The organism is Methylophilus sp. (genome assembly GCF_052173275.1).
GTDB lineage: Bacteria > Pseudomonadota > Gammaproteobacteria > Burkholderiales > Methylophilaceae > Methylophilus.
This window is the reverse complement of sequence record NZ_JBQMUL010000002.1, coordinates 91,268-110,938: the sequence shown is the minus strand read 5'-3', so window position 1 is coordinate 110,938 and position 19,671 is coordinate 91,268. Positions and strand designations below refer to the sequence as shown.

Here is a 19,671-nt window from a genome sequence, read left to right as displayed (position 1 = left end):
GGCTGGCGCATATGTTCAAGGTTGTGATTCCTGCCCGTTTCGCCAGCAGCCGCTTGCCTGGCAAGCCTTTGCTGGATATCGCCGGTAAACCCATGGTGATCCAGGTGGCGATTCAGGCCAGTAAAAGTCAGGCCAGTGAAGTGGTGATCGCCACCGACCATGCGCCGATTTTGCAAGTCGCACAACAACATGGTTATGCAGCAGTCATGACCCGCGATGATCATCCTTCTGGCACCGACAGGATTGCCGAAGTAGTGCAGGCCATGGCTTGGCCTGACGAGACTATTGTGGTGAATGTGCAAGGCGATGAGCCTCTGATCGACCCTTTGCTGATTAATGAAGTGGCGCTGGCGTTGACCAATGATGCGCAGGCGGTGATGGCAACGGCCTGCCATCCTGTGCATGATATTGCTGCGTTGGAAAACCCTAATGTAGTTAAAGTGGTGTTCAACGCTCACAGGCAAGCGCTGTATTTCAGCCGTGCCCCTATCCCTTATCCACGTGATGCTGAATACCGGAACAATTTGACTGCGCATAGGCATATCGGCATTTATGCCTATCGTGTCGGTTTTCTCAAGCAATATGCAAGCTTGCCTGTAACCACTCTTGAGCAAGTTGAGAGCCTGGAGCAACTACGTGTGTTGTACCACGGTTACCAGATCGCTGTGACTGTAACGGATAATGCACCAGCCAGTGGTGTGGATACTCAGGCGGATCTGGATAGTGTGCGCGAGATATTTGCTGGATTTAAAGAATAAAAGTTTAGCTAAGTATTTAATTTGTGCCCATGAAAAAAGCCTCACAGTGTGAGGCTTTTGACTTTGCAATCGTGAATCTGAAACGATGGCTTAGTTTTTCTGGCGACGTAATGCAATCGTGCCCATCAATGCCAAACCGATAAACATCATGCTGTAGGTTTCTGGTTCTGGTACTGGTGTGCTAACGGCTGTCGTTGTATAGCTACCAATGTAATTGCCACCACCAGCCAGGTTGAATTTCAACGTATAAGTACCTGCGGCAAGATTTGAGAAGCTGAATGTATATCTAGTCAGATCAAGGTCATGCAAAGGCAAGATGATCGGTGAATAGACGAATGTATCATCACCATCGCGTACGAATTGAACACCATCAAACAGGCCAGAGTTGGTCGTATTCAGAAGCCTGAAGCTTGGGTCCAGAACGCCGGTCAGGTCGAAATTGCCAGCAGTGTAAGAGATGGTGACTTTGCTGGTCAGTGCTTCAGTCGTACCACGTAGGTCAGTACCGTGGAATGTGGTCGTAGTAGCGAAAACAGAAGTGCTGGCTAACATGAAAGCTGCGGCAAGAAATTTTTTCATCATATGTGTCCCTGATTAACGAGGTTTATTGGATTTGTTAATGTGGCAATCATAGCGATGCGGACTATGGAATGAAATAGCCCGTTAGGGTCAGCAGAAAGGTTTACAGCAGGATCAGTTTCTGAAAATAAAGTAGACCGCGCCTAGGATGCACAGGCCCGCCCACAGGTAATCCCATTTCAGGGGCTGTTGCATGTAGAAGACAGCAAAAGGCACAAAGATCACCAGCGTGATCACTTCTTGCAGGATTTTAAGCTGTGCCAGGTCGAATTGCGTAAAGCCTATGCGGTTGGCTGGTACCTGAAACAGGTATTCGATCAGCGCAATGCCCCAGCTGATGAGTGCGGCAATGATCCAGGGCTTGCTGCTTAGGTTTTTTAGGTGGCCATACCATGCAAACAGCATGAACAGGTTGGAAATGCTGAGCAGGATAATGGTTTTAAGCAGTGTAAAACTCATTGGCTGTGCTGGTTTGGTCTAGGGAATGGCAACTTGCGTACAAGCTGCCATAGTGTGAATATGCGTGAGCTTAGATAGCAGCTTCGCCAGTTTCACCGGTTCTGATACGGATCACTTGCTCAACAGACGTCACGAAAATCTTGCCATCACCGATCTTGCCAGTATGGGCCGCCTTGATAATCGCTTCAATTGCGTTATCCAGCATGTCTTCACCCAGTACTACTTCAACTTTGATTTTTGGCAGAAAATCCACTACATATTCTGCGCCGCGGTACAGCTCTGTATGTCCTTTCTGGCGACCAAAACCTTTGACTTCTGTCACGGTGAGCCCGTTGACACCAATCGCTGACAAGGCCTCGCGCACTTCATCGAGTTTGAATGGTTTAATGACGGCTTCAAGTTTTTTCATATGTGCTCCGTGGTTAGCTTTTAAAACATTCTACGCAACCACTGCTTTTAATTCAAATGCCGCAGTTGCAAAATGGACTAAGGGTTTCAAAATGTCAGTTGGCAGGTGATAGGGTAGCGGCGGTCTTTGCCAAAGCCGCGTTCGGTAATGCGCACACCTACCGCCGCCTGCCTGCGTTTGTATTCGTTACGGTCTATCAGGCGGGTGACCCGCTCTACATCAGCGCGGGCAAAGCCCTTTTTAATAATGTTTTCTATGCCCTGGTCTTTTTCAACGTAGGCTTCCATGATGGCATCGAGGATCTCATAGGCGGGCAGGCTGTCCTGGTCGGTCTGGTCCGCGCGTAATTCTGCACTTGGCGGGCGGGTGATGATTCTTTCCGGGATCACCTGCCCAAGGCTGTTGCGGTAGTTGGCTAGCTTGTAGACCAGTGTTTTAGGCACATCCTTGATCAGCGCAAAGCCGCCCGCCATATCGCCATACAGTGTGCTGTAGCCAACGGCAGTCTCGGATTTGTTACCGGTGGTGATCACCAGGTGTCCGAATTTGTTGCTAAGCGCCATCAGCAACATGCCACGGATACGCGCCTGCAGATTTTCTTCAGTGGTATCAAATGCTTTACCGGTGAATTCTTCAGCCAGCGTTTCACAAAAACCGTTGAATAAGGGTTTGATAGGCAATACGCTGTATTCCACATCGAGCAGCTTGGCCATCTCGGCAGCATCTGTCATGCTGATATCCGCGGTGAATTCTGAAGGCATCATCACCGTTTTGACGCGTTCTTTACCCAAGGCATCCACCGCGATGGCCAGAGTCAAGGCTGAATCTATGCCACCGGATAAACCCAGCACCACGCTGGGAAAACGGTTTTTATCCACGTAATCTTTCAGGCCCAGCTGCAAGGCCTGGTAAACAGTTGCTTCTACTGATGAATGTTCGCTGATGACGGTTGGCACTGGTTGATTTTGCGCCAGCGTGACAAAAGCCAGGCAGTCTTCAAACATCGGCAGCTCCTGCATCAGTTCGCCCTGGCTGTTCATGGCGAATGAGGCGCCGTCAAACACCAGTTCATCCTGCCCGCCCACCATATTGGCATAAATAATCGGCAGGCCGGTTTCCTGGATGCGCTCGCGCAACACCTGGTAACGGGTCTGCTGTTTATGCAGATGGTAAGGGGAGGCATTGATGACCAGCAGCACTTGCGCGTTTGCCTGCAAGGCTTGTAGCGCAGGGGCGGGCTCCCAGATGTCGGCACAGATTAAAACGCCGTAACGAGTGCCTTGCCATTCAAACACCACTGGTAAGTCGCCTGCTTCAAAATAACGCTCTTCATCAAACACATTATAGTTAGGCAGATGATGTTTGTGATAAGTCGCCTGGATGCGACCTGAATGAATCACCGAAGCAGCGTTGTAACGCTTCCCGGCGACTTCATGCGGATGGCCGATCACCACTGCCAAGTCAGACGGTAATTGTTGTTCCAGCCACTTTAATGCGCGTTGATTGGCGGCGTAAAAATCCTGCCTGAACAACAAATCTTCAGGGGGATATCCGCATAGCGAGAGTTCAGGTGTCAGTAACAGGCGTGCACCCTGGTCATGGGCCTGCCTGGCCAGATCCAGAATACGCTCGGCATTTTTCTGCATGGCGCCTACCATGCTGTTCATTTGGGCAATGGCGAGTTTCATACAACCGTCATTCAGTATTTGCCACCCGCCGCTTTGATCAGTTCGACCATGGCAGGGTTTTGCGCCTTCAGCGCATAGACATAAGCTGTGAGGCCATATTGGTCGCGCGTTTTGATGTCGGCACCGTGTTTGATTAACAAATCTGCCATATCAGGAGAGTTATTGCTCACCGCCAGATGCAACAGCGGTGTGCCTTCGCTATCTTCGTGGTCGATATCCGCCTTGCGCTCAAGCAGGGCTGTGGCAACTTCTTTCTGGTCTTTTTTCACGGCCCAAGTCAACGCGGTCCATTCATGTTCGTCTTCTTCATCCACTTTTGCGCCGTTTTCGAGCAGGGTGATCACCGCAGGCGTAAAGCCTTCCCTGGCTGCGATCATCAGGGCGGTGGTGCCGAGTTTGTCTTTCAGGTTAGCGTCAGCGCCATTTTTGAGAATGGCAGTAATCGTAGGTACATTGCCACTTTTAGCGGCATACATCAGCACCGTTTTGCCATCGCTGGCGCGCACGTTGGCATCAAAGCCTTTGGCAATGATCAGGCCGACGATCTCACTGTAGCCAGAGGTGGCCGCCAGGCCTAGTGCACTCCAGCCATCCGGGTCACGTACTTTGACATCCGAGCCTTTGTCCAGCAACACTTTCACGGCATCGAGGTTGTTTTTCTTGGCGGCGAACATCAGGGCCGTCCAGCCGCCCTGGTCTTTGGCATTGATATTGGCACCACTTTCCAGCAGTACACGTACGACTTCTGCCTGGTTTTTACGTGCGGCATACATCAGTGGCGTGATTTTCTCTGCATCGGTCACGTTAGGGTTGGCACCGCTTTTCAGCAAGGCTTTCACCGTGGTGATATCGCCTTTGGAGGAGGCGATCAGCAGGTAAGAGATATCTGCGCCACTGTCAGCCGTTGTTTTTTCTGTGGCGGCGGCTTCAGGCGCTGCTTTGTTTTTGTGTTTGCTGGCAGCTTGTGCATGAAACGAAAGCCCCAGCAACAAGGCAGCACATAGCCACAGGCTAGAACAGAATGTCGTCCGGGGAATACGCTTCATGCTGTCTCCTAACAATTTATTTTGCAGCACGTTGAATCGCCGCCAGTACCGCTTCACCCAGCCCGGCCGGTGAGTCAGCCACTACACAGCCTGCAAATTCCAGCGCGGCGATCTTGTCTTCCGCGCGGCCGGAGCCACCGGAGATAATGGCGCCGGCATGGCCCATGCGTTTGCCTTTAGGCGCAGTTAAACCCGCAATGTAAGCTGCTACGGGCTTGGTCACGTGGTGCTTGATATAGTCCGCTGCGGCCTCTTCATCGCTGCCACCAATTTCACCGACCATGATGATCGCTTCAGTTTCCGGGTCGTTCTGGAATAATTCCAGGCAATCGATAAAGTTCAGGCCTTTGATCGGGTCGCCACCTATGCCGACACAGGTGGTTTGACCTAATCCCAGCGCAGAGGTTTGATGCACGGCTTCATAGGTGAGTGTGCCGGAGCGCGAAACCACGCCTACTTTGCCACGTGTGTGTATGCTGCCCGGCATAATGCCTATTTTGCATTCGTCCGGCGTGATCACGCCCGGGCAATTTGGTCCAATCAGCCTGGTGCCATTGGCGCGCAGGGCGGCTTTCACATTCAGCATATCCAGTACCGGGATACCTTCGGTAATGCAGACGATCAGTGCGATACCTGCATCCGCCGCTTCGAGGATAGAGTCGGCGGCAAACGGCGGCGGCACGTAAATCACGCTGGCGTTGGCCTGGGTTTCTTTCACCGCTTCGCGCATGGTATTGAATACCGGCAGATTTAAATGCTGCTGGCCGCCTTTACCCGGCGTGACACCACCAACCATCTGCGTGCCATACGCCAGCGCCTGTTCGGAATGGAATGTGCCCTGTTTACCGGTAAAGCCCTGGCACAATACTTTGGTATTTTTATTGACTAGAATCGCCATGACTACACACCTTTGCTTACTGCTTTAACGGCCTGTTCGGCCCCATCGGTCAGGCCATCTGCCGAGATAATATTGAGGCCGCTTTCGCGTAACATCTGGTTGCCCAGTTCTACATTGGTGCCTTCCAGTCGCACTACCACCGGGATGGTCATGCCGACTTCTTTCACCGCCGTGATAATGCCGGTGGCAATGATGTCGCAACGCATGATGCCGCCAAATATATTCACCAGGATGGCTTTCACGTTCTGGTCAGCCAGGATGATCTTGAACGCTTTGGTCACGGTTTCAGCCGTTGCACCACCGCCCACATCGAGGAAGTTGGCTGGCATGCCGCCATGCAGCTTGATCAGGTCCATGGTCGCCATGGCCAGGCCTGCGCCATTGACCATGCAGCCGATATTGCCGTTGAGGGCGATGTAATTCAGACCGCTATGGTGCGCCTCGGCTTCCTTGGTATCGTCTTGTGACCAGTCGCGGATCTCCGCAAACGGTTTCTGGCGATAGAGTGCGTTGTCATCCACCGTCATCTTGCAATCGAGGGCGACCAGTTTTCCTTCTGTGGTGACAATGAGCGGATTGATCTCCAGCAAGGATAAATCGTTATCCTTGAATAGTTTGTACAAGCCTTTCGCCAGTTTGCTGAACGCAGCGATCTGGTCACCGCTCAAGCCCAGGCCAAATGCCAGATTACGTGCCTGGTAATCTACCAGGCCATTCAGTGGGTCGCAGATTTCCTGCAGAATCTTGTCTGGCTGGGTCGCCGCAATCTCTTCGATATCCATGCCACCGGCGCTGGAAGCGACCATCACCACGCGTTCCAGGCTACGGTCTACCAGCATGGACAGATACAGTTCACGCGCGATCGGCAAGGTTTGCTCTACCAGCACCTGGTGTACCGGCTGGCCATCAGGGGCATTCTGGTAAGTCACCAGATGTTTGCCCAGCAGGCCGCCTGCCACTGTTTGCGCTTCGAGTGCCGATTTCACGACTTTGACGCCGCCTGCTTTACCACGGCCACCGGCATGCACTTGCGCTTTGACCACCCAGGCTTCGCCACCCAATTCTTTGGTGGCAGCTGCAGCGGCTTCTTCGGATTGGACAACCAGACCGGCTGGGGTCACTAAACCATACTTTTGCAGTAATTGTTTAGCCTGATATTCGTGCAGATTCATGAAAATAAACTGTTTTTATGATTAAGCTGTCATTTTGGCGCAAATGCCTACTCAAAGCTAGGCTGCAAACAAAAAAACCGCAGCTAAGTGCGGTTTTTTATCGGGTATGCCTGTGAAATCTTACAGGTCTTCCGCCCAGGCATTGCCATAGACTTTGCCATTGCGCGACAGGATCAGCATCTGGTACATGCTGATAATCCACATATAGGTAGAAGCCAGGCTATAACCCATGCCGCCGATAATGGTCAGCCAGGCAAAATGCGGCGACCATTTGGTCAGCCACCATGACATCACATCGGCAATCAAAAACGCGAACGGGAAACCGATGGCGATCACTTTAGCCGTTTTTGGCACATTCACCGCAAAGCTGAAAATCAGGCCAATGAAAAAGAAGATAAAGCTGATGCCAAACAAATGGATATGCGACACCCTGGTCAGGCCGCTGATGGTAGCGCCTTCGTTGACTTCCGCGCGGGCTTTGACTTCTTCGTATTTGGTAAAGTCAGGAATGCCAGGGATATTGCTGTGACACATGACACAGTGCTGGGCAAAAATAGGTTTGTAATGCGATTCCCACTGATCTTGCGGTGCGCCTAACTGCGCCCATTTGATAATGTCCTGGCGTACTTCCAGCGGCGCTTTGTCAGACATGGAGCCATTTAACTTGCTTGCCAGTTTGGTACCGCTACGGTCGCCATAATAGCTGTACACGATATCGTTGACGGATAAACCGAATTTACCATCGGCCATGCCGTGTGTGAGCATGATTTGCAAACCGGCCATGCACAAGCCTACGCCTACTACAAGCAGATAACCGACAAACAGGGCTTTCAGCGGTAGTGGAAGATTAGGCAGGTTTAGCCATGGTAATGTTTGAGACGCTTGTTTCATTACATTCCTAAGTATCTGAATAAGGTAATCTGAGTGGTACAGTTTTAAAACACTAATTGTTTGAATTTTTGGCAAGCATACCATCGCCTGATAAAATCCTAAAACAGAAATATTCCTTCGCGATGGCAAATCAAGCATTGCGGCTTACGCTGGTATAATCCAGCCTTTCAATTCCAGTAGGTTTTATCATGCGCTTAGTGGTTCAGGGGCCTGCCATCAGCATGGCTCATCTCACGCATATTCATGGCCTGGTCGGCGGTTATACCCAGTTCGCACAAGTCGCTGAACATGCCTATTACCTGCCGGTTGCCGAAGGCGATTACCTTGAAGTAAAAGCGTTCTGCGCCAGCGAACAGATAGATTGTGCGCTGGTAGCCGATGCCCACAGGCTGCAAAAATTTGGCCTGTGTGTGATGGATATGGATTCCACCCTGATCTCAATTGAATGCATCGATGAGATCGCAGACATGATGAACCTCAAACCGCAAGTCGCTGAAATCACAGAAGCCGCCATGCGTGGCGAGCTGGATTTTTCTGCCAGTTTGCGCAAACGGGTAGCCTTACTTGAGGGCTTGCCAGAGACGGCCTTGCAGCAAGTGATAGCGCAGAGATTGCGTTTTAATCCCGGCGTCCAGCAGTGGATAGCAACCTGCAAACAGCACGGTATTAAAACCATGGTGGTATCAGGCGGTTTCACTGTGTTTGCAAACTATGTGCAACACACATTGGGGCTGGATTTTGCTGTTTCCAACACGCTGGAAATCATCGATGGCAAGCTGACCGGACAAGTGCTGGGTGATATTGTCGATGCGCAGCGCAAAGCCGATGAGTTGATCAAGCTGCGTGACCAGCTGGGCTTAACGGCCCAGCAAACCATCGCCATTGGCGATGGTGCCAATGACTTGAAAATGATGGCCGTGGCCGAGGTCGGCGTGGCTTACCATGCCAAACCGGTGGTGCAGGAGCAAGCTAAATATGCCTTGAATATTGTCGGGCTGGATGGCGTGGCGAATTTGCTCACCATGTAGTGATCAGATGACCTTCGTTTAGCATCGCAAATATATTGTTGAAAAAGCGGTGGCATGCGAGTGATGACAAAAACAGACTCTCCCCCTGACACCGTTTCGCTGAAAGAGGCCAGCCTGTACTGGCTTAAACTCGGATTCATCAGTTTCGGTGGGCCAGCCGGGCAAATAGCGATCATGCACCATGATCTGGTAGAGCAAAAACGCTGGATATCAGAAAGCCGTTTTTTGCATGCGCTCAATTACTGCATGCTGTTACCCGGCCCGGAAGCACAGCAACTGGCGACCTATATCGGCTGGCTCATGCACCGTACCACTGGCGGGCTGGTGGCCGGTATCCTGTTTTTCCTGCCTTCTTTTTTTATGCTTTGCTGCCTGGCCTGGGTTTATATGGCTTACGGTTCTGTCCCCCTGGTCGCAGGCGTTTTTCATGGCATCAAGCCTGCGGTCATTGCCATTGTGCTTTTTGCTGCCTACCGCATGGGGTTAAAAACCTTGAAGAATCCGCTTTTGTGGGCCATTGCGATGCTGGCATTCATTGGTATCTTTGTTTTCAAGCTGCCTTTTCCTTTAATCGTGCTTTCGGCAGGCATGATAGGCCTGATAGGCGGCTATCTGGTGCCAGATTATTTTCAAGCAAATAACGGGCATGCCATTAAGCAGCAAGCTTATGGCCTGGCATTGATTGATGACGCTACGCCAACGCCTGAGCATGCCAGATTCAGCTGGTCACGCGTCAAGCAGGTGATGTTGTGGGGAATAGGCCTGTGGGCATTGGTCATGCTGACGCTGATCGCGCTATTCGGCTGGCAGGGCGCATTCACGCAGATGGGCTGGTTTTTTACCAAAGCAGCGTTTTTAACCTTTGGCGGGGCGTATGCGGTGTTGCCATATGTCTATCAAGGTGCAGTAGAGCACTATCACTGGCTGACGCCCGGTCAGATGATAGATGCCCTGGCATTGGGGGAAACGACTCCAGGCCCACTGATTATGGTGGTGACGTTTGTTGCTTATATTGGCGGGTGGCATGCCCAGGCTTTTGGCAGCAACTATGCCGGTTTGTCAGGCTTGATGGCAGCCACCATCGTTACTTTTTTCACTTTTTTGCCTAGCCTGATATTTATCTTTCTGGGCGGGCCTTTCATTGAAACAACCCACGGTAACCTCAGGCTTACCGGGCCATTAAGAGCGATCACGGCAGCTGTGGTCGGTGTGATTTTCAACCTGGCATTATTTTTTGCCTGGCATATCTACTGGCCGCAAGGACTGGCCAATGCTGTGGACTGGTTCTCAGTTGTGCTCAGTTTGATGGCGCTTGTAGCTGTGCTGAAATATCGCGCGAATGTCGTGATGGTGATTGTTGCCAGCGGGTTAGCGGGCGCATTGGCGCAGTTTTTCTAGTCTGATTGCGCCTCCTGATCGATTGCAATGTAATACCACATTGATTTATTTTTACTTTATTTATAAGTAACGATTGCAATTCTTGCATTTAAAGTGCATAGTGTGCGCACGCGAAGTTCAAGCATTGTTGTTTTCTCTGGTGTATCTTTCGGTTCTATCGTTAATCCCACTACCTTGACCCTCGCCCTAAATTAGGGGAAACCCTTTCATTATTTAAGGAAATAAAATGGCAACAGGTGTTGTAAAGTGGTTTAACGATGCAAAAGGTTTTGGTTTCATTACTCCGGATGACGGCGGTGACGATTTGTTTGCACATTTCTCAGCGATTCAATCTGGCGGTTTCAAAAGCCTGGCAGAGAATCAGCGCGTTTCTTATGAAGAAACAACTGGTCCTAAGGGTAAACAAGCATCAGAAATACAAGTAATTGCTTAATTACATGTGTTCGGGTGATTAACCCTAGATATAAAGCCCGTTTGTACGGGCTTTTTTGTTTTTATTTTAAGGAAACCGCATGGCTAAAGAAGAATTGATTGAAATGCAGGGCGCAGTGACTGAAATTTTGCCGGATGCACGTTATCGTGTCACGCTGGAAAATGGTCATCGGCTGATCGCCTATACCGGCGGTAAAATGCGCAAACATAAAATACGTATTCTGGCAGGCGATAAAATCACCATTGAAATGTCACCATACGATATGGAAAAAGGCCGTATTACTTTCCGCCACCTGCCACCAAAAAGACCTGTTTGATCCGGCCTCAGTAGGTGTCTGCATTTAAATAGGCGAGTTCTGCTTCGGTGAAACCTGCCCGTTTACGTGCTTCCATATTAAAAGGCGGCCGCAGTTTTGGCGCCTGGTATTGCTGACGCAATACTTCAAAAGTCTCAAGCAGATCCAGCCCGCGTTGATCACATAAATACTGGAACCAGCGGTTACCAATCGCGACGTGGCCGATCTCATCACGCAAAATAATATCCAGAATGGCCGCCGCCGCATGGTCGCCGGCCTGCGCCAGCTTGTTTTTTAAAGGCGGTGCGGCATCCAGCCCGCGTGCTTCCAGCGTCCTCGGTACCAGTGCCATGCGCGCCAATACGTCAGATTGCGTTTTTTCGACCATCTCCCACAAGCTGTTATGGCCATCAAAATCGCCGTAATCGAACCCCAGGGTTTGTAAATGTTGCCGCAGTAAGCTGAAGTGGTAAGCCTCTTCTTTAGCCACCAGCAGCCAATCGTTGTAGTAATCTGCAGGCATCTCAGCAAAGCGCCACACGGCATCCAGTGCCAAGTTGATGGCATTGAATTCGATATGCGCCAGTGCATGGATCAGGGCGGCGCGGCCATCCACCGTATTCATGGCGCGGCGCTGTAATAGCCGCGGAGGCACTAATGCTGGCCGTTCAGGCCGGCCGGGAATGGGGGCTTCAGCGATTAATGGCAGTGATACATGTAATTGCAACTGGCCAGCGCGCTGGCTTTCCCACAGAGATTGCACTTGTGTACATTTGAGGTGCGGCTCACTGAGGGTCAGTGCTTGCAGGGCGAGTGTTCTCAGGCAAAGCGTCATAGCACTCGAATTTTACCGTGAATTGGCTGCCGGTGTCGTGTGTCACCGGATGTTCCAGCCCGTGGCTGATATTAATAATGGCATTGTGGTGCTCGGCGACTTCGGCTACGATCGCCAGGCCGAGGCCGCAGCCATTGCCCTGGTTGGGGTTCAGCCGGTAAAAACGCTCGAAGATACGTGCGTTTTGCTCTGGCGGAATACCGATGCCGCTATCGGTGACTTGCAGCAGTAGGTGGTTTCCGCTCTGCCACAGCCTGATCTGAATCTGCCCCTTAGGCGTAGTGTACAGAATGGCATTTTCCAGCAGGTTGTTGAGCATTTCCGACAACATCAAGGCATCGCCCCAGACGTGATCATGCTGGGTTTCGATCAGTACTTCGAGTTCTATGTCTTTGTCGGTGGCAGGACCTATCCAGCGTGCGCATTCTTCGTAAATAATGCTGGTCAGTGACACAGCCTGAAACTTTAATTGTGTGGTGGCTGCATCTGTCCGTGCCATGCTCAGCAGGCGCTGGATCAGATGGGAGAGGCGGGTGGTGCTGCGCAACATGAAGTTAAGCGGTTCTTTCACCGAATCCGGCGGGTCGCGGCGCAATGCCAGTTCTGCCTGGGTCTGCAATCCGGCAATCGGGGTGCGTAACTGGTGTGAGGCGTCCGCAATAAATTGCTGCTGTTGCTGCAAACCTGCGGTGACCCGCCCTAACAGGGCATTCATCGCCTGGATCAAGGGTTGCAGTTCCAGGGGGGGCGAATTGGTATCCAGCGGGCTCAGGTCGCGGTAAGAGCGTTCGTACAACGCTTCTTTCAGGTCATGCATGGGTTTGAGTGCGAAATAAATGCCCAGCTCGATGACAATAGCAGCCAGTATCATCATCAGCACTTGCGGCAACAACATTTCCTCTACCATCTCGGCCACCATGGCATCCCGTTTGACTGTGGTTTCTGCCATGCTGATCAGGATGTTGCGTGCATTCGGTTCCGGGCTGACCGGCAACGCAAAAGTGACTACGCGTATAGCCTCGCCTTTGTAGATACTGTTGTAATAAAACTCCTGGTTGCCGCCTGTGGGCGACGAAGGCAGCGGCAGGTCTGCTTCACCAAACACCAGTTTGCCATCCGGCCCGGTGATGCGGATATAGATATGGTCGCCCTCGTTATAACTGAGCAGATGGCTGGCAACTTCAGGCAATTCGATTTTTACTTCGTTATGTTCATCGACAATCACTTCATCAGACAAGGCGAGCACGGTGCGCAAAAGGGCCTGGTCGTAAGCCTGTGTGGCGTAATGCAAGGCACGCGAATAAGAAATGGCAGCAGAAATACCCAAGACCGCGAGCATGGTCAATAGCAGCCACAAGCGTAGCTGGTTCTTAAGTGAACGCGGCGCTGCCATCATAACGGCGTGTGTTCAGCTTCCAGCATATAACCCAGGCCGCGCACAGTGCGGATGCGTGCGCCACTGGGTTCGATTTTTTTGCGCAGCCGGTGGATGTAGACCTCGATCGCATTATCACCGAGTGACTCATCCCAATTGCACAGTGATTCCATGATCTGTTCTTTGGCAATAATTTTGCCCATGCGCATCATCAGGGTTTCCAGCAAGTGCAGTTCGCGGGCAGACAGTGTGATCGCGAGATCATTAATACTGGCCAGTTTGTTTGGCACATCCAGTTTCAGGTTACCGCATTGCAAGGGCAGGTTGTTGCCAAATTTACTGCGGCGTATCAGCGCACGTACCCGTGCCTCAAGCTCTTCCAGGTGGAAGGGTTTGGTCAGGAAATCATCCGCGCCCAGATCCAGCGCCTGTACGCGGGTAGCAACGTCTTCGCGAGCGGTCAGGATAAGCACAGCCACCGGGTTGGATTGCTGGCGCAAATGGGATAACACCTGTGTGCCATCCATGGTCGGTAGACCCAGGTCAAGGATCACCAGGTCATAGACGCCATCCTGGATCGCACGAATTGCCTGTTTGCCATCGGCCACATGATCCACGGCATATTCAGCCTGCGTCAGTACACGCACCAATCCATTTGCTATGACCAGATCATCTTCAACAATTAATAAGCGCATTTTGTTTGCCTACCCATATAAACGAATGCAGTGTACTCCAAATTATCTGTCTTTTTTTGTTTGTAAGTTGAATGTAAGGCGGGGCGCGTATTGTGCAGTGGTGAAGACACGGAATAGAAAGTCACCGTGCGTATGTAGCTGAAGAAAGCACTATTGGAACGTATGAAGGAGCGATGATGAGGAAGCGTTCAATCGTATTGCTGGGCTTGCTGGTTTCTATTGCTTGCACGGCGAGAACCAACCCCTCTCCGCAGGAACAAGTCGAGATGCATAAGCATCTCAGGTCTGCCAAACACGCTGGTGCGCAGCCAGTGGTCAATCCCCGCAAGGAGATTGACAAAAAATCTGCGCAAAGCAAGTCACTGTGACATTGCCAACGTCCACTGTATTCCCTGCGGTGGACTGCGACAATTAGCGGTTTCGTGTGTATCCTCTCACTTCAACCACGCGCAAGCGTGGTTCTTTTTTGCCTGTTGCTGGCGTGAGCAGCTATTTCAAACGGATCACATCCAGCACGCCTGCTTTCATGTCAGGTACTAACAAATGATGGTCATCCTGGCTGAGTGCGATATCTGCGGCTGATTGATAGCCTTCATTCAGCAACACCGCCTTGTTGTTATCTACACGATAAACCTTGCCGTTTTTCCAGTCGCTGACATAAATAGTGCCATTGGCCTGCCTGACGATGCCATCACCGCCGCCAAAGCCGCTGGCGACTTCCTGCAGACGTTTGCCGGCGACATCATAGTTATAAAGCACGCCGGAAGTGAAATCAACGATCAGCAGATGCTCGCCTTTGGCGTCCGCTAATAAACCGTTTGGCGCTAATACGCGCGGGTCGGCTTTACCATCTATGACCAGGCTGAGTTTGCGCTGCGGGGTGATTTTATAAATCGCACCGCCTTTGCCAGTGCCCATGATATCGCCACTGTCACTGACATACAGATTGCTGTTTGCATCTGCGGCCAGGTCATTTAAAAACTGCGGCACTTGTGGAAACTCGGTGGCAGCGATATAGACCTCGGCTTTAGCCGGGGCTTGGTTCAGAGGCACACGCCATATCCTGCTTTTATCAGCCACAAACAAATCATTACCGATAATCGTCAGTCCTTTTGGGTCATCCAGTCCTTGCACAAGCACGCTGCTTTTGCCATGGTCAATCACGCGGATCTGGCCATCACCATCTTTGCCGAACTCATTGATCTCGGACACATAGAGTTTGCCATCAGCCGCCTGAACCACTGATTCCGGTGTCAGCAAGCCATTCACAGGCTCCAGCCCATGTGCCTGGCTGTGGCCGCTCAAAGTCAGCAATGCTGCGGTGACTACGCTGGAAATAAGACGTTTACGATAAGCCAGCAACATAATTGCTCCTAGAAAAATAATTTTGGTTGTGAGAGGGTATTGATGCTGGTGCATAAAGCTTCAAAGGTTTGCACAGGCGCCTGTTCTACGGATTGCTGGAAGGCCGGATTTTTCTGTAGTTGCTGAATCACCTGATCGAATGCTTGCTGGTAAGATTTATTGGCAGAGTTTTCCACGTTATAAGTGATCCAGCCGCGTGACTGGCCTTCACCCTTGACTGTCATCAGGGGCTTGCCCAGCGCACTGTCTGCTGACGCCTGGGTAAATACCCTGGCAGTGATTTCAGTATGGAAAACCCCCATCTGTGGGTTGTAAAACATATTGGGCTCAATCACCACTAGGGCCTGACCTTTAGCTTCTGCCGCGCAGCTTGAGGTGCTGTAATGCTGTTTCTCAAAGCTGGACAAGCCTGCTTTTTCAGCCGCTTCGCCACGGTTGTGCCAATAATTGGCATAGGGGTGTAATAAGCGCACCGGGTGCTGGTAGAAAGTCTCAGGCACCTGTATCACCAGCGATGGCGGATTAGCTGCGTGGCCGATATTGAGCCAGCTGATACACAGCAGACTGCCTAAAGAAATTAAAATGCGTTTCATTTATTGCTCCTGTCATACCGGCCTTAAATGGCCGGTCTATTCAATCTTTGCCATCACGGTTTTGTGGGCACTACGTATGCGTCAGGGTTATTCACTGCGCACACGATAAATCCAGCCAGTGAGGTCATCGCTGACATATAGCCAGCCATCAGCGCCCACTATCACATCAACTGGCCTTCCCCATGCCTGGTTGCCTTGCAACCAGCCTTCAATAAATGGGACGCTCTCAACCGGCTGATGGTTCCTGAATTTTACACGCTGCAAGGCATATCCGCTTGCTTGTTGTCTATTCCATGAACCGTGCAAAGCAACAATAGCATCCTGCCGTATGCTTTCAGGTAAACGGCTGCTATGCAAAAACGTCAATCCTATGGGTGTGCTGTGGGCCGGCAAAGTCAGAGTAGGGGCTTGGGCCTGCTTGCAGATATCGGCTCCACCCGTAAAATCAGGGTCCTGGAACATTTGCGCAGGGTGCTTGGTTTCTGCCCAGCAATACGGCCAGCCATAGTGTTTTCCCGGCGAGATATTGTTGAAATGTTCAGGTGGTAAATCATCATTGACGGGGCCGTTTTTAGAAGCGCTGCGATTATCTGCCCCATTATTGGTAGCAAACAGGTCGCCACTTTGCGGGTGCCAGGCAAAGCCTTGGCTATTGCGCAAGCCGGTGGCCCAGATAGCGCCTTGTGCATGGCGGCCCAGCGTAAGCAACGCACCCGCAGGCCGGCCATCAGCACTAAAGCGTAGCAAGGTGGCGCGTAATGGGTTGCTCTCAATGCAGACATTGCAGCTGGAGCCTACATTCACGTAGATAAAGCCATCAGGAGACACTTTTACCGTTTTAAAACGATGCCCACCATCCGGCAAGTTGCGGATAAATGGCTGTGGCGCACCCCAGCCATTGCCTTGTTTGGGTAACTTAACCACGCCGGTTTGTTCTGCAACTAGCAAGTCGTCGCTTAGCAGCGCAATACCATGCGGCGCATTCAGCCCTTGCGAGATTAACTCAACCTCGCCCTGCGTGTTAAGTCTGATGACACGGCCTTGGTCGGACAAGCTGACCAGCAGCCGGCCTTGTTTATCCAGCGCCAACATGCGTGGCGAGCCCCACTTGCTCACATCGCTGAATTGCTCGATCTTAAGCCCGGCGGGTAGCTTCAATGTCGAGAGTGCCTGCTCGACTTGCGGGCTTTGGGCCATAGCGCACTCTGTGATTAAAGCGATGTATAGCCCAGAAATAACGATGAAGAGATATCTGGGCAGGTGCAACAAAGGGAATAGACTCACCATTTAGGTCAACGTATCGGCCCAGATATTTTGTGCCCAGGCTTGTGCATAGTCACCTTCCTGCACGCTGGCCTTGGCCGAAACGCCGCCGCCTTCGGCCGAGACCATGGATTTTTTTGCCGGATCATAGCGATAGACATTGGCCACATGCATGGCTTGTTTGTCATCGACAAAGCTGTAGCAGGTGTTGGCGAATACCGGCAGTGGATTTGGCGGGTGGCCTGACTGCAAATCAATGATGGCTGCCGCGCAGATTTTGGCCTGCGAGGTCGCCATATGCGCAGATTTTGGCAAACCGGCCGAAATGCTGTCACCAATTATGTGCACATTGAGGTTGAGGGATGAGGCATAGGTCACAAAGTCTACCTCGCACCAGTGCTGATCGACATTGGCCAGGCCTGCCGACTGCGCGACTTTGCCAGCCAGTTGTGGCGGGATCACATTCAGCACCGAGGCTTTGACGGTTTCAAAGTCTGTTTTAATGGTGTAGCTGGCGGTATCCAGCTGCAGGATCTCGCTATTGTTATGGTATTCGATCATGCCCTGGTAATCACCCTGGAAGCTTTGCAAAAACAAGCCCTTTTTAGAGGTGATGTCAGCGTTGGCGTCGAGGATGATCACTTTGCTGCGTGGTTTATGTTGCTTGAAATAATGCGCTACCTGGCAGGCGCGTTCATAAGGGCCAGGCGGGCAGCGGTAGGGCGCTTTGGGTATGGTCATGACAAACACGCCGCCATCAGGCATGCTTTCAAGTTGCTGCCTGAGTTGCAATGTTTGCCTGCCTGCTTTCCAGGCATGCGGAATATCATCAACCGGTTTGGGCATGCCTGCAATCCGGCTGTAATCAAAGTCTACACCGGGCGCCAGAATCAAGCGGTCATAAGCGACTGTTCCGCGCATCAGCATCACCTGTCTAGTGGCGGCGTCTATCGCGGTCACTGTATCCTGTATCCAATTCAGCTGGTGCTGTTTACGCGACAGCGCATAAGAAAAACTCAGTTCATCCATGGTCCGGCTGCCGCCTAACACCAGGTTGCTTTGCGGACAGGAGATAAACTGTGGATTCGGCTCTATCACGGTGACTTTGATATTGCCTGCGCTCCATTCGCGCAAGTATTTGGCGGCAGCCAGCCCGGCAAAGCCTGCGCCGACGACAACGACATGACCCAGCGGCGGGCGGCTGGCGCGGGCGTAGGCAGGCATGCCATAAAAAGCGAGCCCGCCATAAATAACAGAGCGTACAAACTGCCTGCGGGATTGGGTTTCATGCATTGAAGGGGCGATTCTGGCCATTATTGTTCCCCCAGAAAGGATTGTTGCGGTGCAGGTGCTGGTGCCCGTATTGGTAGCGCAGCAAAATAACCCGCCAGTGCAGTGATTTCATCGTCCGTCAGCCCTTTGGCATGATGATGCATCACGGTGGAAGGGAGGGAGCCACTCTTAAAGCCCTGCATGCGCTGGATAAAATATGTTTTGTTCAGCGCCGCTAGTGTGGGCGTACCGCCCAGGCTGTTCCCTATGGGGCCATGGCAGGCGGCGCAAGAGGCTGCCAGGGTAGCGATTGTCTGGGAGGCGTTTTCTTGAGCATATGACGCTGCCCACTGCAAACAACATGTCAATGCGAGACTCAAGTGCAAACGTTTCATCATTTCCCCAGGGTAGCCACTTTAATTGTTGTGATGTCGTTGATTATTCTAGAAACCACATCTGCCGTGCGTGACACAAGTTACATTGATCAGCATATTATAGTCTGCCATGACTGCAGGAATCTTGCTCAAGAAAACGCGGATGGATCGCAGCCTGACCGGCTACATGTTCATGGCTGACTACAGCGCGTTTCATTAGCTTGCCCGGTGCTTTGATACAAAAAAACGGCCATGCAATACATGACCGTTTTTTAGTGTAACCGTTGCTAGCTGCAAACGATTAAAAACATTTTTCTTCCTTACAGCCATCATCCTTGGTGCCCAGTTCAGTCAATAAATCGACCATAGGCTGGTTGTGTTCTTCCCGGAAAAAACGGATCAGCGACACATCGCCCTTGAGCTTTTTATTCACATCCACACCTACTGAGGCCAGGTATTTCATCAACGGCGCATCATTAATAAACGCGGCCATATGAAAAGCGGTGTTATTGCTGGCTGGGTGGACATAGTCTTTATCGGCACCTTTAGCGATCAGGTACTTTACGACATCCATGCGGCCTTTGGAAGCAGCCATTTGCAGTGGCTCCCAGGCAAAGAATTTCTGGTTGACCAGCGCCGGGTCAGCCTCAATGAATTTTTTCACTACTTTGAGGTTACCACCTGTGATCGCCTCAGTGAATTCCATATAGTCTTCGTCTGTCAGTGCGAATGCCTGTAGCGAAAATGACAGCGCGACCAAGGCCAGTAAACATTTAATTGATTTCATAATTTCTCCAAACACCTGATTTTCATTTTTTAAAATTAACTACTTTGCTTTATTACTT

Annotated in this window: 23 protein-coding genes; 6 read left to right on the top strand and 17 right to left on the bottom strand. The window is 51.4% G+C overall.

Annotated elements, in window-relative coordinates; all coding sequences use genetic code 11:
* Positions 1-11: 11 nt before the first annotated feature.
* Positions 12-758, top strand: coding sequence for a 3-deoxy-manno-octulosonate cytidylyltransferase (gene kdsB, locus ACTS9Y_RS02030; protein WP_442584347.1), 747 nt, complete (start codon positions 12-14; stop codon positions 756-758).
* A gap of 90 nt (positions 759-848) precedes the next feature.
* On the opposite strand, the gene ACTS9Y_RS02025 is transcribed toward kdsB, so the two are convergent.
* The 8 genes from ACTS9Y_RS02025 to ACTS9Y_RS01990 all read right to left on the bottom strand — a co-directional run bounded on the left by ACTS9Y_RS02025 (position 849) and on the right by ACTS9Y_RS01990 (position 7,900).
* Entirely contained in the window at positions 849-1,340 is a 492-nt protein-coding gene (locus ACTS9Y_RS02025; RefSeq protein WP_442584346.1) for an FxDxF family PEP-CTERM protein, read from the bottom strand.
* A 111-nt stretch (positions 1,341-1,451) separates the two neighbouring features.
* The gene (locus tag ACTS9Y_RS02020) at positions 1,452-1,796 is read right to left on the bottom strand and encodes a DMT family protein (RefSeq protein ID WP_442584345.1); all 345 of its coding nucleotides are present in this window, start codon (positions 1,794-1,796) and stop codon (positions 1,452-1,454) included.
* A 70-nt stretch (positions 1,797-1,866) separates the two neighbouring features.
* Complete coding sequence (locus tag ACTS9Y_RS02015; RefSeq protein ID WP_442584344.1) at positions 1,867-2,205, bottom strand: P-II family nitrogen regulator; 339 nt, start codon at positions 2,203-2,205, stop codon at positions 1,867-1,869.
* A gap of 86 nt (positions 2,206-2,291) precedes the next feature.
* Entirely contained in the window at positions 2,292-3,893 is a 1,602-nt protein-coding gene (locus ACTS9Y_RS02010) for an NAD+ synthase (protein ID WP_442584343.1), read from the bottom strand.
* Positions 3,894-3,904: 11 nt separating this feature from the next.
* A complete protein-coding gene (locus tag ACTS9Y_RS02005) occupies positions 3,905-4,939 on the bottom strand; it encodes an ankyrin repeat domain-containing protein (RefSeq protein ID WP_442584342.1) in 1,035 nt (344 codons plus the stop codon).
* A gap of 16 nt (positions 4,940-4,955) precedes the next feature.
* Complete coding sequence (gene sucD, locus ACTS9Y_RS02000) at positions 4,956-5,837, bottom strand: succinate--CoA ligase subunit alpha (protein WP_442584341.1); 882 nt, start codon at positions 5,835-5,837, stop codon at positions 4,956-4,958.
* Positions 5,838-5,839: 2 nt separating this feature from the next.
* Positions 5,840-7,009 (bottom strand): ADP-forming succinate--CoA ligase subunit beta, encoded by a 1,170-nt coding sequence (gene sucC / locus ACTS9Y_RS01995; RefSeq protein ID WP_442584340.1) that lies wholly within the window; start codon positions 7,007-7,009, stop codon positions 5,840-5,842.
* A gap of 120 nt (positions 7,010-7,129) precedes the next feature.
* Entirely contained in the window at positions 7,130-7,900 is a 771-nt protein-coding gene (locus ACTS9Y_RS01990; protein WP_442584339.1) for an elongation factor-1 alpha, read from the bottom strand.
* A 188-nt stretch (positions 7,901-8,088) separates the two neighbouring features.
* Here ACTS9Y_RS01990 and serB point away from each other — a divergent pair, with 188 nt between their 5' ends.
* The 4 genes from serB (at position 8,089) to infA (ending at position 11,075) form a co-directional block, all read left to right on the top strand.
* Positions 8,089-8,928 carry a phosphoserine phosphatase SerB gene (gene serB / locus ACTS9Y_RS01985; RefSeq protein WP_442584338.1) on the top strand — a complete coding sequence of 280 codons (840 nt, stop codon included), beginning with the start codon at positions 8,089-8,091 and terminating at the stop codon, positions 8,926-8,928.
* 54 nt (positions 8,929-8,982) lie between these two features.
* Positions 8,983-10,326 carry a chromate efflux transporter gene (gene chrA / locus ACTS9Y_RS01980; RefSeq protein ID WP_442584337.1) on the top strand — a complete coding sequence of 448 codons (1,344 nt, stop codon included), beginning with the start codon at positions 8,983-8,985 and terminating at the stop codon, positions 10,324-10,326.
* A 226-nt stretch (positions 10,327-10,552) separates the two neighbouring features.
* Positions 10,553-10,759: a cold-shock protein gene (locus tag ACTS9Y_RS01975; protein WP_442584336.1), complete on the top strand. Its 207-nt coding sequence runs from the start codon at positions 10,553-10,555 to the stop codon at positions 10,757-10,759.
* Between the two features lie 79 nt (positions 10,760-10,838).
* Positions 10,839-11,075: a translation initiation factor IF-1 gene (gene infA, locus ACTS9Y_RS01970; RefSeq protein ID WP_442584335.1), complete on the top strand. Its 237-nt coding sequence runs from the start codon at positions 10,839-10,841 to the stop codon at positions 11,073-11,075.
* A 7-nt stretch (positions 11,076-11,082) separates the two neighbouring features.
* Here infA and ACTS9Y_RS01965 read toward each other — a convergent pair whose 3' ends face one another.
* Genes ACTS9Y_RS01965 through ACTS9Y_RS01955 form a run of 3 tightly spaced genes read right to left on the bottom strand, consistent with a single transcriptional unit; the run spans position 11,083 to position 13,959 of the window.
* A complete protein-coding gene (locus ACTS9Y_RS01965; RefSeq protein WP_442584334.1) occupies positions 11,083-11,889 on the bottom strand; it encodes a ferritin-like domain-containing protein in 807 nt (268 codons plus the stop codon).
* The gene (locus ACTS9Y_RS01960; protein WP_442584333.1) at positions 11,840-13,285 is read right to left on the bottom strand and encodes a sensor histidine kinase; all 1,446 of its coding nucleotides are present in this window, start codon (positions 13,283-13,285) and stop codon (positions 11,840-11,842) included. The genes ACTS9Y_RS01965 and ACTS9Y_RS01960 overlap by 50 nt, the downstream gene beginning before the upstream one ends.
* Complete coding sequence (locus ACTS9Y_RS01955) at positions 13,282-13,959, bottom strand: response regulator (RefSeq protein WP_442584332.1); 678 nt, start codon at positions 13,957-13,959, stop codon at positions 13,282-13,284. Before ACTS9Y_RS01955 ends, ACTS9Y_RS01960 begins: the two co-directional genes overlap by 4 nt.
* Before the next feature lie 176 nt (positions 13,960-14,135).
* Here ACTS9Y_RS01955 and ACTS9Y_RS01950 point away from each other — a divergent pair, with 176 nt between their 5' ends.
* Positions 14,136-14,327, top strand: a complete 192-nt coding sequence (locus ACTS9Y_RS01950; protein ID WP_442584331.1) for a hypothetical protein — start codon at positions 14,136-14,138, stop codon at positions 14,325-14,327.
* Between the two features lie 121 nt (positions 14,328-14,448).
* On the opposite strand, the gene ACTS9Y_RS01945 is transcribed toward ACTS9Y_RS01950, so the two are convergent.
* From ACTS9Y_RS01945 to ACTS9Y_RS01920, 6 genes are all read right to left on the bottom strand, one after another.
* Positions 14,449-15,324 carry an SMP-30/gluconolactonase/LRE family protein gene (locus tag ACTS9Y_RS01945; protein WP_442584330.1) on the bottom strand — a complete coding sequence of 292 codons (876 nt, stop codon included), beginning with the start codon at positions 15,322-15,324 and terminating at the stop codon, positions 14,449-14,451.
* Between the two features lie 8 nt (positions 15,325-15,332).
* The gene (locus ACTS9Y_RS01940) at positions 15,333-15,917 is read right to left on the bottom strand and encodes a hypothetical protein (protein ID WP_442584329.1); all 585 of its coding nucleotides are present in this window, start codon (positions 15,915-15,917) and stop codon (positions 15,333-15,335) included.
* 87 nt (positions 15,918-16,004) lie between these two features.
* Complete coding sequence (locus tag ACTS9Y_RS01935; RefSeq protein ID WP_442584328.1) at positions 16,005-17,114, bottom strand: PQQ-dependent sugar dehydrogenase; 1,110 nt, start codon at positions 17,112-17,114, stop codon at positions 16,005-16,007.
* Positions 17,115-17,204: 90 nt separating this feature from the next.
* Positions 17,205-18,494, bottom strand: coding sequence for an FCSD flavin-binding domain-containing protein (locus ACTS9Y_RS01930; protein WP_442584327.1), 1,290 nt, complete (start codon positions 18,492-18,494; stop codon positions 17,205-17,207).
* Positions 18,494-18,847: a c-type cytochrome gene (locus ACTS9Y_RS01925; RefSeq protein WP_442584326.1), complete on the bottom strand. Its 354-nt coding sequence runs from the start codon at positions 18,845-18,847 to the stop codon at positions 18,494-18,496. The genes ACTS9Y_RS01930 and ACTS9Y_RS01925 overlap by 1 nt, the downstream gene beginning before the upstream one ends.
* 280 nt (positions 18,848-19,127) lie before the next feature.
* Positions 19,128-19,613, bottom strand: a complete 486-nt coding sequence (locus ACTS9Y_RS01920) for an ankyrin repeat domain-containing protein (RefSeq protein WP_442584325.1) — start codon at positions 19,611-19,613, stop codon at positions 19,128-19,130.
* Positions 19,614-19,671 lie beyond the last annotated feature (58 nt).